The sequence below is a fragment of the Bifidobacterium mizhiense genome (assembly GCF_020884755.1).
GTDB lineage: Bacteria > Actinomycetota > Actinomycetes > Actinomycetales > Bifidobacteriaceae > Bombiscardovia > Bombiscardovia mizhiensis.
Genome location: NZ_BPWE01000001.1, coordinates 60,890 through 77,811 on the forward strand (window position 1 = coordinate 60,890; position 16,922 = coordinate 77,811).

14 protein-coding genes and 1 tRNA gene are annotated in these 16,922 nt (G+C 60.8%); 1 reads left to right on the forward strand and 14 read right to left on the reverse strand.

What is annotated here, in order from left to right:
• Nucleotides 1-9 precede the first annotated feature (9 nt).
• From LPC22_RS00270 to LPC22_RS00305, 8 genes are all read right to left on the reverse strand, one after another.
• Nucleotides 10-705, reverse strand: coding sequence for an ABC transporter permease (locus tag LPC22_RS00270; protein WP_229131598.1), 696 nt, complete (start codon nucleotides 703-705; stop codon nucleotides 10-12).
• 1 nt (nucleotide 706) lies between these two features.
• A complete protein-coding gene (locus LPC22_RS00275; RefSeq protein WP_229131599.1) occupies nucleotides 707-1,438 on the reverse strand; it encodes an ABC transporter ATP-binding protein in 732 nt (243 codons plus the stop codon).
• 117 nt (nucleotides 1,439-1,555) lie between these two features.
• The gene (locus LPC22_RS00280; RefSeq protein WP_229131600.1) at nucleotides 1,556-2,269 is read right to left on the reverse strand and encodes a TetR/AcrR family transcriptional regulator; all 714 of its coding nucleotides are present in this window, start codon (nucleotides 2,267-2,269) and stop codon (nucleotides 1,556-1,558) included.
• A 127-nt stretch (nucleotides 2,270-2,396) separates the two neighbouring features.
• Entirely contained in the window at nucleotides 2,397-3,080 is a 684-nt protein-coding gene (locus tag LPC22_RS00285) for an NUDIX hydrolase (protein WP_229131601.1), read from the reverse strand.
• A 35-nt stretch (nucleotides 3,081-3,115) separates the two neighbouring features.
• Nucleotides 3,116-4,033: a Nif3-like dinuclear metal center hexameric protein gene (locus tag LPC22_RS00290; RefSeq protein ID WP_229131602.1), complete on the reverse strand. Its 918-nt coding sequence runs from the start codon at nucleotides 4,031-4,033 to the stop codon at nucleotides 3,116-3,118.
• Between the two features lie 52 nt (nucleotides 4,034-4,085).
• The gene (polA, locus tag LPC22_RS00295) at nucleotides 4,086-6,980 is read right to left on the reverse strand and encodes a DNA polymerase I (protein WP_229131603.1); all 2,895 of its coding nucleotides are present in this window, start codon (nucleotides 6,978-6,980) and stop codon (nucleotides 4,086-4,088) included.
• Between the two features lie 7 nt (nucleotides 6,981-6,987).
• Nucleotides 6,988-7,635: an ANTAR domain-containing response regulator gene (locus LPC22_RS00300; RefSeq protein WP_015021953.1), complete on the reverse strand. Its 648-nt coding sequence runs from the start codon at nucleotides 7,633-7,635 to the stop codon at nucleotides 6,988-6,990.
• Nucleotides 7,636-7,684: 49 nt separating this feature from the next.
• A tRNA-Leu gene (locus LPC22_RS00305) sits at nucleotides 7,685-7,758 on the reverse strand.
• Nucleotides 7,759-7,879: 121 nt separating this feature from the next.
• On the opposite strand from LPC22_RS00305, the gene LPC22_RS00310 reads away from it, so the two are divergent.
• Entirely contained in the window at nucleotides 7,880-8,473 is a 594-nt protein-coding gene (locus LPC22_RS00310; RefSeq protein WP_024627356.1) for an NUDIX domain-containing protein, read from the forward strand.
• A 149-nt stretch (nucleotides 8,474-8,622) separates the two neighbouring features.
• Here the strand turns inward: LPC22_RS00310 and pyk are convergent, their stop codons facing one another.
• The 6 genes from pyk to LPC22_RS00340 form a co-directional block, all read right to left on the reverse strand.
• Nucleotides 8,623-10,065, reverse strand: a complete 1,443-nt coding sequence (gene pyk, locus LPC22_RS00315; protein ID WP_229131604.1) for a pyruvate kinase — start codon at nucleotides 10,063-10,065, stop codon at nucleotides 8,623-8,625.
• A gap of 114 nt (nucleotides 10,066-10,179) precedes the next feature.
• The gene (locus LPC22_RS00320; protein ID WP_229131605.1) at nucleotides 10,180-11,178 is read right to left on the reverse strand and encodes a TerC family protein; all 999 of its coding nucleotides are present in this window, start codon (nucleotides 11,176-11,178) and stop codon (nucleotides 10,180-10,182) included.
• Between the two features lie 141 nt (nucleotides 11,179-11,319).
• Nucleotides 11,320-13,431: an excinuclease ABC subunit UvrB gene (gene uvrB / locus LPC22_RS00325; protein ID WP_024627353.1), complete on the reverse strand. Its 2,112-nt coding sequence runs from the start codon at nucleotides 13,429-13,431 to the stop codon at nucleotides 11,320-11,322.
• A 39-nt stretch (nucleotides 13,432-13,470) separates the two neighbouring features.
• Nucleotides 13,471-14,118: a dephospho-CoA kinase gene (coaE, locus tag LPC22_RS00330; RefSeq protein WP_229131606.1), complete on the reverse strand. Its 648-nt coding sequence runs from the start codon at nucleotides 14,116-14,118 to the stop codon at nucleotides 13,471-13,473.
• Between the two features lie 80 nt (nucleotides 14,119-14,198).
• Nucleotides 14,199-15,704 (reverse strand): 30S ribosomal protein S1, encoded by a 1,506-nt coding sequence (rpsA, locus tag LPC22_RS00335; RefSeq protein ID WP_024627351.1) that lies wholly within the window; start codon nucleotides 15,702-15,704, stop codon nucleotides 14,199-14,201.
• 102 nt (nucleotides 15,705-15,806) lie between these two features.
• Nucleotides 15,807-16,727: a bifunctional methylenetetrahydrofolate dehydrogenase/methenyltetrahydrofolate cyclohydrolase gene (locus LPC22_RS00340; RefSeq protein ID WP_229131607.1), complete on the reverse strand. Its 921-nt coding sequence runs from the start codon at nucleotides 16,725-16,727 to the stop codon at nucleotides 15,807-15,809.
• Nucleotides 16,728-16,922 lie beyond the last annotated feature (195 nt).

Below are 16,922 nucleotides of genomic sequence, written 5' to 3' on the forward strand. Positions count from 1 at the left end.
AGCCGTCGATCAGGGCAGTTCGATCTTCATGAGGGTCCGATGAAGCAACCACCAGGCCGGCAGGGAGGCCAGAAAGATGATCAGAAGCAGCAGAGCAGACAGTAGTGGGGATAGGGAGAGCAGGTTGCCCACTACAGCGTCCAGCAGGAGCAGGACTGCGAACATGACGGGCAGCGAGCGCTTCCAGAAGCCTATAGAAAGGGCGATGCCAACCAACCCCACCAGTCCGGCAAGGCTAGTAACCAGCATGAGGAGAACCTGTCCGAGCAGACTGCCTGGCGAGCCCGTTCCAAGCGAACCTACAAGACGGTCGATCAGCAAGATGACAGTCAGAGTGATAGCCGTCCCAACCAAGTAGGAGAGCGCCGTAAAGAGGCCGACGAAAACCAGCTTGGCCAGCAGGATTCGACCTCGCGATATCGGACATGAGAGGGTGAGCGCCAGGCTCCTCCCCGTATAGGGCTCAATGAAGACCAGGTTGCAGAGGGCAATGGCCACCAGGGAGAAGCCCACCAGAAGGATGACCATGGCCATCTGCAGCACGAAGACCAGACTGGACAGCCTAGGATCAGACCGTCCGCTCGTGTGGCCAATGGCCAGGAACATGCCTCCCAAGGCCAAGGCTGCGGCTACTACCGCCAGTCCTCCGAAGATGCAGGGCCAAAGCCTTGTCTTTTTCAGTTCCAATTTCAACAGCGTCTTCATATCAGCCTTCCATAGCCTTGATCAGGGTTCGCTCGGCGGCCTCCTGGCCCTGATTGAGCAGTTCCGGCACGATGGCCCGCAGGCTGACTCTGCCGTCCGCCACGACCATGACGCGGTCGGCTGTGCGCAGCACCTCGGAGAGAATGTGGCTGGAAAGGAGAATCGCACTCCCCTGGGCTGCCAGACTTCGCAGACTGTTTCGCAGCTGTCCGATTGCCACAGGGTCCAGTCCGTTGAGTGGCTCGTCCAATAGGTAAAGGTCAGGATGATGGCCCATGCACCTGGCCAGGGCCAACCTCTGCCTCATGCCCATGGAATATCTGCCGACAGGCGTGGTTGAATCGGCGGCCAATCCGACCTTCTCCAAGAGTTGAATGATTCCAGTGGGCTCGTCATCCCTATGCTCCCGGTTTGCCAATGCCAGGTAGGTCAGATCAATCTCAAGATTCTCCCTAGCGCTGAGGGACTCATAAAAGACCGGCTCGTTGATGGACGCTCCCATCCTGGCCAGATTGCCCGGGTAGTCTTCGCTCAGAGGCCTCCCCAGAAAGCGGATCCGACCGCCGACAGGCCTCTGCATTCCGGTCAGGATCTTCAACAGCGTGGACTTGCCAGCCCCGTTGGCACCCAGCAAGCCCAGAATCTCGCCCTGCCCCAGGGTCAAATCCAGTCCGGACAGCACCTCCCTGCCTTCAAATACTTGGACAATACCGTCCGCCTCCAGCACCTGCATAAAACTCCCTTCAAAAATACCATTGGTATGTTTGTTGGAAACAAAAACCATCACTCGTTGAGTGCCCGAATCTTGCTAGTAGCCGGAGCCCTCTTGGCCTTAAGAAATCTATCGGCTCTAAGAGATCCCTTGATCCTGATTCTTGTCAGATTCCTCTTGTGTGGACTCCCCGCTGGTGGCAGTCAAAGGATTGCTCTTCAGATGTGCGTGCAAATGCACGGCCGCGCGAATAACCCGATCATCAATGACCGGCGCCCCTATTCCCTCGAGCATATCCGCCAACAGGGTGAACTTGGAGACCACCTGGTCCCGGGTCATGGTCGAGAATCGAATCCCTATCCACATGTTGAGCAGGATGTAGAGCACCTGGGCCAGATCCTCAGGATTGCATGGGGCGATGGAGCCGTCTTCCACACCTTCACGGACATAAGGAGTGATCACGTCCACAATCCTGTCCATGGATTTCAGGTACATCTGTCCCACCATGCGGGGGCTCTTCAGCAGGGTTCTGGCGGAGAAGGTGACATCGAGACGCGAGTATGCCGACAGGGAGGCAATCAGCTCGTTGCGCAGCTTCTCCAACCCGGTCTCGCCAGGCCAGTCCCCCAGCCAGTCTCCCTGGGATGAGGACGAGGCCATACGCTCGGTGACCGCGTGGAAAATAGCCGTCTTGGATGGGAAATGGTAGTAGACCGCTCCCTTGGTCATGCCACCCAGGCCATCGACGATGTCCTGGATGCTGGTTCCGTCGTAACCCTTTTCCAGGAAGAGCCGTTGGGCTACATCGAGGATCTGATTGCGATGTCCTTCGGGATCCTTCGGTGTGCCCATGCAGTGCTCCTCTCCCTGTCAGCGCAACAATGCCTGATCATTCTGACATGACCATCTTTCCTGACAAGAACTTATCATACCACCGGTATGTTCTGCTCGTCCAATCACAGGCCTTGATGCCTGAACCTTAATCCTTCTGCAGGCGACGGATGGCTTCATGCTGAATGGCCACCACTGCCTTGGCATCGGCTACTCCCGCTGCACAAAGCTCCTGCCAGGAGACCCAGGCCGACTGGACATGCTCGCCCGGGTCGAAGTCGGTGGATCCCTGATGCCAGCGACGCAGATGCAGGACCACGATGTGGCCAAGCTCGTCGCTCATACCCAGGGAGGAGTAGACATCGGGAGCGGCATCGATCCAACCATCCTCCGGATCCAGGTGGCTTTCTGAGCCCGGCGCACCCTCTGGCCCGGGCACCAGACCGGTTTCCTCACGCAGCTCGCGCAGGACGGCCTTGGCGGGGCTCTCCCCCGGGTCGATGAAGCCGGCCGGCAGGCCAAAGACATAGGCCTGGGCACCCACCCGGTACTCGCGGGTCAGCAGATAGGCATCGGCAGCGCAGTCGTGTACCAGCATGACCACGCAGGGGTCGTGACGGATGAGCTGCCGATCGATGGTTTCCTTGGAACCGTCACGCCTGAACATGACCACCTGCTGCTGGTCGATAACGAATATCGGGCCGCGAAAAACCTCCCTGTCATCCATCAGCTCGGGAGCGCGGATCATATCGATACCCTTGGGTCCCTGACCATCGCGGCCATCCAGTCTGGCGGCCAATCGTGCCTGCAGATCCTGTGCTTCATCGCTCATGAAATCAGTCCTCCTCAACCATCAACCCTCAGCCGTCAACGCACCACCATGGTCCAGGGATCGGTAACGATGGATGAGACCTCCACCTGCGGGCGAACACCGGTAGCCGTCTCCAGGGCCCTGGCAATGTCTCCCTTGGCATAGCGGAACCAGAGGCTCTCAATTGCCGAATGCGGTGTGTTGATCAGCATAGGTCTGGGCTGACTGGGCCGACCGGCCATCCGGGCCTCATAGAGGGCCTGTTGGTAGGCATCCGTGGCAGGGTGATGGCGCAAATCGCTGGTGATGTAGACATCGGCCCCCGTAGACCGAACCAGGTCGAACTCGGAGTCACCCGAGCCGGGCAGCAGGGCGACAGTGGAGACCATGGCCAGGGACGGACCAACCGCCTGAACACTCAGAGCCGTCTTTGGCAAAAGGCCCGCCACGGTATGGACCAAATCCTCAAATGGCATGGGCTTGGGAAGCCGTCCCCAACGACCCAGGCCTACCTGGATCCCCTGATCGGCGTGCAGATCGCGGTTTGAGACCGATTGAGGAGACAGCGGTTGTGCCTCCTGCAGATCAAGAGCATCGGCAGCGGCTTGGGCCACACCACGGTAAGCAGCATCAGCGTTGGTATGCCCCACCCAGAGCCCGCAGTGGCCCTCGATCAGTCTGGTTATCATATCCCCGCGGAAGTCCAGACCGGAAACCTGGTGGACCGATCTGAAGAAAAGCGGATGGTGAGTGATCAGCAGGTCGGCCTTGTGGTCCAGAGCCTCCTGAACCACATCAGGCCGAGGGTCCACAGCGCACCAGATCCGTCTGACTGGCCAGGACGGATCCCCTGCCACCAAACCCGGATGATCCCAGTCCTCCGCATAGTCCAGAGGGTAGAGCCCCTCCAGCAGATCCACCACCTGGCCCAGGGGCACCGAAGGCCTCTGAACCTCATCCTGTTCATCAGGCATGACGATCCCTCCTCGGATCCTACTGGGCTAGTCCTAGGCCACCCACGTCAGGTCAGTGAGCAGCCAGCTCCCAGTCCTGGCCGATGCCGGTGGATACATCCAGGGGCACGGCCAATTCAACGGCATGTTCCATGGAATCCTTGACCAGTTTGGTGGCCTTATCGGTCTCGCCGGGAGCGATCTCCACCAGCAATTCATCGTGGATCTGCAAGGAGATGCGACTCTTCAGCCCCTGATCGGACAAGGCACGGCTGGCCTTGATCATGGCGATCTTCATGATGTCGGCAGCCGACCCCTGGATGGGCGCATTCAGGGCGGCCCTCTCGGAGGCCTCGCGGGTGGGACGGCGCTTGGAGCGCAACCCAGGGAAGTAGCGTCGCCGCCCGAACATGGTCTCGGTGTAACCCTTCTCCCGGGCATCGGCCACTAGGGACTCCAGGTACTCATGAACCTTGCCAAAGGTGGCGAAGTACTTGGCACGCAGCACGTCAGCCGCAGCCGGGCTGATCTTAAGCTGCTGGGCCAGGCCATAGGTGCTCAGTCCATAGGCCAGCCCATAGCTCATGGCCTTCACGTGGGAGCGCTGGTCTCCGGTGACCTCCTCCATGGGGATGTCATAGACCAGGCTGGCCACATACCGGTGGAAGTCCGCGCCAGACTTGAAGGCGTCAATCAGGGCCTGATCCCCGGAAAGGTGGGCCATGATCCGCAGCTCCACCTGAGAGTAATCCGAAGAGAGCAAGGCCTCGTATCCGTTGCCTGGCACGAAGGCCGAACGGATCTCGCGGCCCCGGGCATCCCGGTTGGGGATGTTCTGTAGGTTGGGATCCACCGAGCTCAGGCGTCCAGTGGCGGCCACAGTCTGCTCGTAGGTGGTGTGCAGCCGTCCATCCCGGGGATTGACCGCCTCGCGCAGGGTCTGCACGATCTGCTTGAGCTTGTTGGTCTCCCTGTGCTTGAGCAGGGCCCCCAGAAAGTCGTTGGCACGCTCGTTGTTGACCGACTTGATGTAGAGGTCCTGCAGGACCGAGACGTTGGTCGAATAGGAGCCGGTCTTGGTCCTGTGGGTGGGCACCAGGCCCATGTCGTCGAAGAGCACCTTGCTCAGCTGCTTGGGGCTCTGCAGGTTGACACGGCTGCCGGCCCTATCCCAGGCGATTTCCTGGGCCTGGCGGGCCTCGGCGGCGAACCGGTCGTGCATCTCCTTCAGGCGGGCATCGTCCACCTTGGCGCCCTCGGTCTCCATCTGCGCCAGGACTGCGGAGGTGGGCAACTCTATGGTACGCAGCAGGCCGTACTGGTGACGCTCGTCCATCAACTCCTGCAGACGCTCGGAAACCATCATGACGTACTGCGCTTGGCGAAGAATCCGGGTTCCCCGTCGGCGTTCGTCCTCGTCCTCTCGCCCGTCCAGAGCCAGGGCCCCCTGGGTGGCCTCAGGCTCCTCCTCCACGGGAATGGCCAGGAAATGGGCAACGGCCTGCTCCAGGTTGTCTGCGTGAAAATCAGGTTCAGCCAGGTAGCCTGCCAGCTTGGTGTCGAACAGGGGCAGAGGCATGTGCAACCCCTGGCTCTCCAAGAGGTGCAGGTGCTCCTTGTAGCCATGGACCACGCAGGTGCCGATCCGCTGGTCGATCATCTCCTGGATGGCCCCACGCATATCTTCGTCTATGTCTTCTGCCATGAGGACCAGGCCGTGCCCGTCCATGGAGAGAATGGCCAGCTCCTCCAGGCCATAGTCGCCATGCTTGGCCCAGCCGATGGCGTGCAGAACCCAGTGCTCCTTCATGGCCTCGCTGCAGCGCATGGCATTCTGGTCGGAGTCGCCGATGTCCTTGATTTTGTCCAAGGAATCGGCCATGGCCTTGACATGGTCCGCCGAACGCTGGCAAAGGGCCTTGTCCGGCAGATGCTTCTCGCACCAATCTCGCAGCTGGTCGGCGGACTCCGCCTTATCGCGCTCGGGCTGGACGAACTCCTCCTGTTTGTTGCTGACATCGACCAGTGCCGAGGCTGAAGAGTAATCGTAATCGGCAACCGTGTTGAATCCACGCAGAATCTTTTTGCGGGTCTGGGGGCCGAACTGCAATTGCTCGAAGATGGGCAGAACCTGATCCGTGTGGATGGTGCCGAAACGCAGATCCTCCACCTTCACACCCAGGTCCAAGTCGCGCACCAGGGCGTTGACCTTCCGGTTGAGCCGCACCTGGTCGGCGTTCTCCGCCAGGGCCTGGCCCTTTTTGCCACCGATCTCGTCGGCGTGCTCCAGAATGGAATCCAGCGATCCGTACTTGTTGATCCACTTGGCGGCATAACCGTCGCCCACACCCGGCACGCCGGGGATGTTGTCGGCCCCCTCCCCGCGCATGGCGGCCAGATCGGGATACTGCTCCGGGGTCACCTTGTAGCGATCCATGATGGCCTGGGGGGTCATGTGCTTGAGGTTCTTGAAATGGTGGCCGGGGTAAAGCACGGTGATGTCGTCGTCCACCAGCTGGAAAGCGTCCCTGTCGCCCGACAGGACCAGGGTCTTGAATCCGGCCTGCTCCCCCATGGTGGCCAGCGTGCCGATGATGTCATCGCCTTCATAGCCGGGCTTTTCAATATAGGTGATGCCCAGTCCCTTGAGCAGGTCCTGGATCAGCGGCAACTGGCTCAGCAGTTCCTTGGGGGCGGCCTCACGAGTGCCCTTGTACTGGGGCAGCATGGCATTGCGGAAGGTGCCGCCCTTGACATCAAAGGCCACACCCATGTGGGTGGGCTTCTCCTTGGCCATAACATCCGCCAGCATGGTGGCAAAGCCCCATACCGCGTTGGTTGGCTGCCCTGTCGAAGTGGTGAAACTCTCGACGGGAAGGGCATAGAAGGCCCGGAAGGCCAGCGAATGTCCATCGACGACCAGCAGGGTGCGGCCGTCCTTGTCCTGCTTCTTCGTCTGGTCTTCCATAGGAGGGCTAACGGTCGTTCTGGTTGGCCACGTTGTTGATGACCACGTCGGCCACCTCCTGCATGGTCAGCCTGCGGTCCATGGAGGTCTTCTGGATCCAGCGGAAGGCCTCGGACTCGGTCATGCCCATGCTCTCCATGAGCAGACCCTTGGCCCGATCCACCCGCTTGCGAGCTTCGAAACGGGCCTTCATGTCGGTGACCTCGTCCTTCAGGGCGTTGATCTGGTCAAAGCGGGAGATAGCCACCTCAAGGGCCGGCAGCAGCTTTTCCGGAGCGAAGGGCTTGACCACGTAGGCCATGGCTCCAGCATCAGCCGCCTTCTCGACCAGGCTTTGCTGGGAGAAAGCCGTCAGCATAACCACTGGGGCCAGGTTCTCCTTGCCGATCTCAGTGGCAGCGGTAATGCCGTCTGTGCCGGGCATCTTCACGTCCATCACGACTACATCGGGCCTCAGCTCGCGGGTCAGATCAATGGCCTCCTGGCCGCTGGCCGCCTGACCGACCACGTCATAGCCGGCATCCTCGAGAGCTTCGACGGTATCGAGCCTGATCAAAGCCTCGTCCTCCGCCACAACCACGGTCCGCCCTTCGGGGGAATCGCTGCGGTTCTTACTCTCTGAAGCCACTTTCAACCTCGTTTCCTGAAAGTCCATCCGCGCTTCAGCGAAAACCGATGAGAGACGGATGGGGTTCGCTTTATCGTGCCCCCGGTGAGACTCGAACTCACACTGCACGGATTTTGAGGCCGTTTCCTCTACCAATTGGGATACGGGGGCTTTTCATCACCACAGAGAATCTACCATACTTTGGCGACGACGCAAGGTTATTCGTGTTGATTCTGCCTTAGAATGAAGACAGTTATGTATTCAGGCACATCAGCAGTCGAAGGAGAGCATGATGACCACTCAGATCTATCGACGGTTCGATCCTTGGCGCACCTCCCCCGTCCAGGAGAAGGCCCGCAAGCAGATTATGGACAGCCACTACTTCAGCGTCGACAGGGTCACCTTTGAATCCAGCGACAATCAGACCTTCGATCGCAGCATCGTCAGCGAGAAGCATGGAGACACCATCGCCGTCCTGGCCATCACCGACGACGGACGGATACCCCTGGTCGAGCAGTACCGTCTGCCCACCCACCGTTGGACCCTTGAGCTGCCGGCCGGGCATCCGCTCAATGACAAGGAAGCCCCCATCGATGTGGCCACCAGGCGGTTGCGCGAGGAGGCCGGATACAAGGCTGCCTCCTTTAACCAATTCGCGAGGTTCATCAACACCCCCAGCTTCTCCACCCAGCACACCACGCTCTTCTATGCTGAAGGCCTGACCCCGGTCCAGCCGGCCAGCCTGGCACCAGAGACCCCCCACCAGAATGTGCGACTCTTCACCGTGGATGAGGCCTATGACATGGTGATTGCAGGAACCATACTGGACGCCAAAACCACCATCGCCATCCTGCGGGCCAAAATCGGACTGTCTGACCTGCACTGACGCAGAAACCCCTCACACAAAGAACCGGTGGCCTCTTCCCCTGCATTGATAAAGGGGAAAGACCACCGGTTCACTGCTTCATCAGCATCTTGGAAATCTGAGGATCCACCTGACTGACTCAATCGACAGTCAGATGGCAGATCAGAGCATCACTCGTTGGAGCCCACGGTGTGGACGTAGATGCAGTCGGTGTTACCTGGCTCATGCTCGCCCTGGGCGCAGCTGAGCACCACCAGGCAGTCGCCGTCGGAGACCTTGCCCTGCTTCTTCAGGGTGGAGTCCACGAAGTTCATCAGGTCTGCGCGAGTGAAGTCATGATAGTCCTGCCCGCAGAGGAACGCCTCGGTACCCCAGCTCAAGGCCAGCCAATGATAGGTGTGCTCATTGGTGGTCAGTGCATAGATGGGGGCAGCCGGACGCTCGCGAGAGATCCGGTGCACGGTGTTGCCCGTCTGGGTGAAGGCCACGATGGCCTTGGCATTGATCTTGTCGGCCAGATCCACAGCGGCGGAAGAGACGGCACCCGAGTTGGACATGTCCAGGTTGTGCATGGCCGGGATGCGGTCGAAGCCGTGGGTAGTGGCGTAGTCGGAGATCCGGGCCATGGTGGAGACCGTGGTGTCGGGGTATTCGCCCACGGCGGTCTCATTGGAGGTCATGGTGGCATCGGCACCGTCAAGAACGGCGTTGGCGCAGTCGGAGGCCTCGGCGCGGCTGGGGATGGGCGAATGGACCATGGAGCCCAGGACCTCAGTGGCGACGATGACTGGCTTGGCGTACTGACGGGCCAGCTCGATGCAGCGTTTGGTCACCAGGGGGACCTGCTCGAAGGGCATCTCCACAGCCATATCACCGCGGGCCACCATGATGCCGTCGAAGGCCTTGACGATCTCCTCCAGGTTCTCAACAGCCTGGGGCTTCTCAATCTTGGCCACGATGGGGATGCGGCGACCCTCCTCGTCCATGATCTCGTGGGCACGGTCGATGTCGGTGGCGAAACGGACGAAGGACATGGCGATAATGTCAGCGCCGGTGCGGATGCCCCAACGCAGGTCCTCCTCGTCCTTGGGGGTCAGCGCCGGCAGACTCACAGCCACGCCAGGCAGGTTGATACCCTTGTGGGAGGAGACAGGACCGGCCACGACCACCTTGGTGTAGACCTGGTTGCCCTCGACCTTGGTGACCTCCAGGCGGACCTTGCCGTCGTCGATCAGGATGGGATCGCCGGGGTGGCAGTCCCCGGGCAGACCCTTGAAGGTGGTGGAGGTCATGTGCTCGTCACCCTCGACATCGTCGGTGGTGATGATGAACTCCTGACCCTCCTTGAGGTTGACCTTGTCTTCGCCCTGCTCGTTCTTCTTGAACCAGCCACAACGAATCTTGGGACCCTGCAGATCGACCAGGGCCGCCACATTTCGTCCAGTCTCCTTGCCGGCCTGACGGACGTTGTTGTAAACCTTGAGGTGATCTTCGGGGGTGCCGTGTGACCGGTTGAGTCTGGCTACATCCATGCCGGCCTTGACCAGCTTGGTGATGTTCTCCAGAGACTCCGAAGCCGGCCCGATGGTGTCGACGATCTTGGCTTTGCGCATATGCTACCTGCCTGTTCTTTTTCCTGTTTACCGTTCTATTGTACAGACTCAGCCTGATGGGAACCACTATTTCCCGTTAGCGCTAACATCCCTTGTGGTTCAAGGGATTGCTTATCACTTTTCTCTCTGAGAGGCTGTTTCAAGGGACTGACGACGACTTTTGAGTATCGAAGCCAGAGCGGCGATGCCTACGGCCAGGACAATGACCAGCAGGGACGCCCAGGTCGGTATGTCCGGCACGGCTTCCAGGGGCTGCCCGCCATTGATGAAGGGCAGCGTGTTGCCGTGCAGAGCCTCCATGATCAGCTTGACCCCGATGAAGGCCAGGACCACAGCCAGCCCCAGGGGCAGATACTCCAGCTTGTCCAGCAGGGATCCCAGCAGGAAGTAGAGCTGCTGAAGGCCCAGCAGGGCGAAGACATTGGAGGTGAAGACGATGAAGGGATCCTTGGTCAGTCCGAAGATGGCCGGAATGGAGTCAAAGGCGAACATGACATCAGTGGTGCCGATGGCCAGGAAGACCACCAGCATGGGCGTGAAGTAGCGCTTGCCCTCGAAGGTGGTCCGCAAGTGCTCACCGTCGTAGTGGCTGGTGATGGGAATGACCCGGCGCAGGACCCTGATCAGCCCGTTCTCGTGGTACTCCTCCTGCTTGCCTCTGCTGGAGACCATGTTCCAGGCGGTGTAGAGCAGGAAGAAGCCGAAAATGAAGAAGACCCAGGTGAAGCGGGTGATCAGCGCCGTCCCTGCCAGGATGAAGACGCCGCGCAGCAGCAGAGCGATGGTGATGCCGACGCTGAGCACATAGCGCTGAAGCCGCAGGGGCACGGCGAAATTGCCCATGATGATGACGAAGACGAAGAGGTTGTCGATGCTGAGCGAGTACTCGGTCAACCAGCCTGAGTAGAACTCGATTGCCGGCTTGGAACCGGCCACCTTCCAGATCAACGCACCAAAAATCAGGGCCATAACCACGAAGAAACCGATGTGCCTCACGCATTCGCCGGTCGAGGGGACGTGCGGCCGACGCCCGATCACCAGAAGATCGACCACGAAGAAGACGGCCAGCACAACCAGGCTCACAACCATGAACGGCAGAGGTGTCTCGGACATATCACCTGATTTTAGCGGCAAGATATGACGTGCTCATCGCCCCCGTCTGTCTGTCAGAGCATTCTCGCAGGCAGCGGTCTGCAGGTTGGGCCTGAGATGCCCTTGCCTCCGCATCACAGGCCAAACCTACTTTTGGCCTACTTACTTTTTAGCCTCGGTCATCTGCCGCAGCTCTTTCTTCAGATCCTTGATTTCGTCGCGCAGACGGGCTGCAAGCTCGAACTGCAGCTGTTGTGCAGCCGTGTGCATCTGGTCGCTCAGCTGACGGATCAGGTCGGCAAGGTCCTGAGCCGGCAGACCGGCCTGGAGGATCTCCTGATGCCGCTTGTCAGCCTCCTCCTTGTCATAAAGGGGCACGCCCAGGTGGGAGTTGCCAGCCTTGTTGGCGTTGCGGTAGCCGCCCGCCAGCAGGGTCTGGGTGTCCACATCCTCCTTGGCCAGCATGTCGTTGACGTCGCTGATCTTCTTGATCAGCGGCTTGGGGTCCACGCCGTGCTCCTTGTTGTAGGCGATCTGCTTGGCCCGGCGACGGTTGGTCTCGCTGATGGCCTTGTCCATGGAGTCAGTGACCTCATCGGCATACATGATGACCTTGCCGGACACGTTCCTAGCTGCGCGGCCGATGGTCTGTATCAGGGACCGGTAGGAACGCAGGAAGCCCTCCTTGTCCGCATCCAGAATGGCCACCAGGGAGACCTCGGGCAGGTCCAGTCCCTCGCGCAGGAGGTTGATACCTACGATGACGTCGATCTTGCCCTCGCGCAGCTCCCGCAGGAGCTCCACGCGCCGCAGGGTGTCCACATCAGAGTGCAGGTACTCGACTTTGATGTCGCGCTCCAGCAGGTAGTCGGTCAGATCCTCGGCCATCTTCTTGGTCAGCGTGGTCACCAGAACCCGCTCGTGGCGATCCACCCGTGTCTTGATCTCATCCAGGAGGTCGTCCACCTGGCCCTTGACAGGCCTTACCTCCACCTCGGGATCCAGCAGGCCAGTGGGCCGGATGACCTGCTCCACCACCCCGTCGGACAGGCCCATCTCATAGTCGCCCGGTGTTGCTGAAAGGTAGACGGTCTGGCCCACCTTGTCCAGGAACTCCGGCCACTTGAGCGGACGGTTGTCCATGGCCGAGGGCAGGCGGAAACCGTGTTCGACCAGGGTCCGCTTGCGGCTGGCATCCCCCTCGTACATGGCTCCGATCTGGGGAACGGTCACGTGGGATTCGTCGATGACCAGCAGGAAGTCGTCGGGGAAGAAGTCCAGCAGGGTGTGGGGCGGGGAACCCGGTTCGCGGCCGTCGAAGTGGCGGGAGTAGTTCTCCACTCCCGAGCAGGTGCCGATCTGGGTGAGCATCTCCAGGTCGTAGGTAGTACGCATGGTCAGCCTCTGGGCCTCCAGCTCCTTGCCCTGCTTGCGCAGCTGGCCCACACGCCAGTCCAGCTCCTCTTTGATGGTCTTCAGGGCGCGCTCCATCCGTTCGGGACCGGCCACATAGTGGGAGGCAGGGAAGATGTGCACGGAGGTCTCGTGGGCTATCTCGTCCCCGGTCAGCGGGTGCAGGGTGGAGATGCGGTCGATCTCGTCGCCGAAGAATTCGATGCGGACGGCCAGCTCCTCATAGACGGGGATGATCTCAACCGTGTCGCCGCGCACCCGGAAGGTGCCTCGGGTGAAGGCGATGTCGTTGCGCTTGTACTGCATGTCCACGAACTTGCGCAACAGGTCGTCCCGATTGATCCGGTCCCCCTCATGCAGGAAGAGCATACGCCCGGCATACTCCTCAGGCGTGCCCAAGCCGTAGATGCAGGAGACGGTGGCCACCACCACGCAGTCGCGCCTGGTCAGCAGATTGGCTGTGGCAGCGTGCCGGAGCCGCTCCACGTCGTCGTTGATGTTGGAGTCCTTCTCGATGTAGGTATCTGTTTGAGGAATGTAGGCCTCAGGCTGGTAGTAGTCGTAGTAGGAGACGAAGTACGAGACCGCATTGTCGGGCATGAGCTCGCGGAACTCGGCGCAGAGCTGGGCGGCCAGGGTCTTGTTGGGTTCCAGAATCAGGGTGGGCCGCTGCAGGCGCTCGATCAGCCAGGCCGTGGTCGCGGTCTTGCCGGTGCCGGTGGCGCCCATGAGCACCACATCGTTCTCGCCATTCTCGATCCGGGTAGCCAGTTCCTCGATGGCCTCTGGCTGGTCGCCGGAGGGCTTATAGGGAGACTTGACCACGAAGGGCTTGTCGGTCCGCTCAATGTTGAACCCCATGAAACTCCCTTCCAGGATGCGTCATTCGCCCAAGGCTCCTCAGTCGCTGTGCGAGGACCCCTGGGCCAAAGTCTTTAGCTCTTCGTATATTCTATCAACAGACTCGAACATTTGTTCGATAGGCTGGGACCCGTCCACCAACAGATCGGCCTGGGCGCGTCGCGAACTGCTGCTGGTCTGGGAACCGATGCGTTCAACAGCCTGGCTTTTGGTCATATGCCGTTGATTCGCCATACGCGCAATCCTCACCTGGCTTGGGGTCTCCACCAACAGGACCTTGTCGAAATGAAAAGGAATGGCTGAGCCTACCTCGGTCAGCAGGGGCACCTCATGGACCACCACCTCGGAACTCTCCAGCCAAGGCTGCTCGGCCTTGGCGGCCAGGTCATAGACCAGCGGATGGATGATGTCATCCAGGTCCCTACGATCACGATCGGCCGTCGGCCCGCCGAAGACCCGTGCCGCCAGGGCTGATCTGTCCACTCCCCCCCGGCCGTCCCCGCAGTCTGAGCCGAAACGCTCCAAAACCGGCCCCACGCCGAATCCGCCCGGAGCGATGACCTCGTGGGAGAGCTGGTCGTAATCGATGACCTTGGCCCCGTCCTGAGCCAGCCGAGCCGCCACCGTGCTCTTGCCGGCCGCTATTCCGCCGGTCAATCCCACACGTATCATCCCGACCTCCCGCATACACCCTATGGATCTTATGGCAGCAGATACAAATGGAGGGGCCCGACCGAGGCCGGACCCCTCCATTCACCGCTTAATGCTCACTTCTTTTCCTTGAGCAGCTGCTCGCGCAGGGCGGCCAGCTGGTCGTCGGAGGCCAAGGTGCCCTCGGAGCTGGACTCCGAGCTGTAGTTGGTGGTCTCCTCGGAGTTCTGACGACGAGAGCGCGAACCGGAGGCGGGCGCCTGGGAGGACCGGCTGTCCTCGGCGGCCGAAGCCTCGGCGTTCTCCAGCTCCTTGGCCACGAAGGCCTTGTGCTGCTCCCAGAGGTCGTGGGCGGCCGCATACTGGGACTCCCACTCCTCCCGCTGCTTCTCGTAGCCGGCGATCCACTCGTTGCTCTCGGGGTCGAAGCCCTCGGGGTACTTGTAGTTGCCGTCCTCGTCGTACTCGGCGGGCATGCCGTAGATAGCCGGATCGAAGTCCTCGGAGGTCGGATCGACGGAGTCGTCGGCCTGCTTGAGCGACAGGGAGATGCGGCGGCGATCCAGGTCGACGTCGATGACCTTGACGAAGATCTCCTCGCCCTGCTTGACCACGGTCTCGGGGTTCTCCACGTGGCGGTTGGCCAGCTCGGAGATGTGGACCAGGCCCTCGATGCCGTCCTCGACGGAGACGAAGACACCGAACTGCACGATCTTGGTGACCTTGCCCTTGACGATCTGTCCGGGCACGTGGGTCCGGGCGAAGCGCTGCCAGGGGTCTTCCTGGGTGGCCTTGAGGGACAGCGAGATGCGCTCGCGGTCCATATCGACATCCAGCACCTCGACGGTGACCTTGTCGCCCACCTTGACGACCTCGCTGGGGTGATCGATGTGCTTCCAGGAAAGCTCGGAAACGTGGATCAGGCCGTCCACACCGCCCAGGTCGACGAAGGCGCCGAAGTTGACGATGGAGCTGACCGTACCCTCGCGGATCTGGCCCTTCTTGAGCTGGGCCATGAAGGTCTCGCGCACCTCGGACTGGGTCTCCTCCAGGTACTGGCGGCGGGAGAGGACCACATTGTTGCGGTTCTTGTCCAGCTCCAGAATCTTGGCCTTGATCTTCTGCCCGATGTAGGGAGACAGGTCGCGCACGCGGCGCATCTCGACCAGGGATGCGGGCAGGAAGCCACGCAGGCCGATGTCGACGATGAGTCCGCCCTTGACGGCCTCGATGACGGTGCCCTCAACGACGCCGTCAGCATCCTTGATCTTCTCGATGTCGCCCCAGGCGCGCTCGTACTGGGCACGCTTCTTGGACAGGATCAGGCGGCCTTCCTTGTCCTCCTTGGTGACGACCAGAGCCTCGATGGTGTCACCGACCTGGACCACATCGTCGGGATCGACATCCTTCTTGATGGAAAGCTCGCGGGAGGGAATCACGCCCTCGGTCTTGTAGCCGATGTCCAGCAGAACCTCGTCATGGTCGATCTTAACGACCGTCCCCTCGACCAGATCCCCATCGTCGAAGTTCTTGATGGTGGAATCGACTGCCTTGATGAAGTCTTCCTCGGACCCGATGTCATTGACCGCGACCTGGGGGACTTCCTTCTTGTTCTCTGCCATTAATTAAATTGTTTCTTGTATAGTTGGTGGATATTTTTCCGTATTGAGTTATGCGTTCCCGCCGGCAGGCGCGAACATTCTCCATGATAGGAGACACCGCGGTCATTGTCGCCGGGAGACCTCGGGCGTGTCGCAGACAGGGATTCCGGCGGCCCGCTCGGCGGATTCGACCACATTGACCAGAAGCATGGCCCGCGTCATGGGACCCACGCCGCCGGGATTGGGCGTATAAGCGGTTGCGGACTGCCTGGCGGCCGGGTCGATGTCGCCCTTGATCCGCCAGCGTCCCTCCTGCTGATCCCAGATCCGGGAGACGCCAACATCCACCAGAACGGCACCCTGGCGGACCTGGTCCGGGCCAACCAGCCCAGCTCGGCCCACGGCCGAAATGATCACGTCAGCCCTGCGCAGATGGGCGTCAACGTCCCTGGTGCGGGTATGACAGAGGGTCACGGTGGCATCCACCCCGCGGTTGGTCAGGAGCAGCCCGATGGTGCGTCCCACGGTCAATCCCCGGCCCAGCACACAGACATCCTTGCCAGCCAGGTCAATCCCGTAATGGTCCAGCAAGTACAGAATCCCGCGCGGGGTGCAGGGCAGGGGGGTCCGCACCTGGCCGTCGGTATGCAGAACCAGCTGGCCCAGGCTGTAGGGATGCATGCCGTCGGCGTCCTTGGCCGGATCGATGCGATCGATGATCTCAGTAGGATCCACGCCATCAGGCAGGGGCAGCTGGACGATGTAGCCGGTGCAGTCAGGATCCTGGTTGAGCTGATCCACGGCAGCAAGAATCCGCTTCTCGCCGGCATCGGCGGGCAGATCAACCCTGATCGACCTGATGCCCACCTGGCTGCAGTCCCGGTGCTTGCCCTCCACATATTTAACCGAACCCGGATCGTCCCCCACCAGGATGGTCCCCAGGCCGGGCGTGCGTCCCATGGCCGTCAGCCTAGCCACCCGAGCGCGTAGATCCTCCTTGAGTTCCGCAGCCGCCGCCTTCCCGTCCAGTTTTACTGCAGTCAACACATCTCCATCATCCAAGAGGGCACAAACCCTTGTCGAATTCGTCTGGGCCAGATTAGCGCAGATTCCTCCCCGAACGGAACCAGCGTCCAATGGCCGGTCTGGGAGGACTCGACTGTTGAAGTTGCGCGCTGTCCTCTCCCCAGCGATAATGAGAATCATGCTCAATAAGAGCAGGTTCACCCTTTTAAGCCC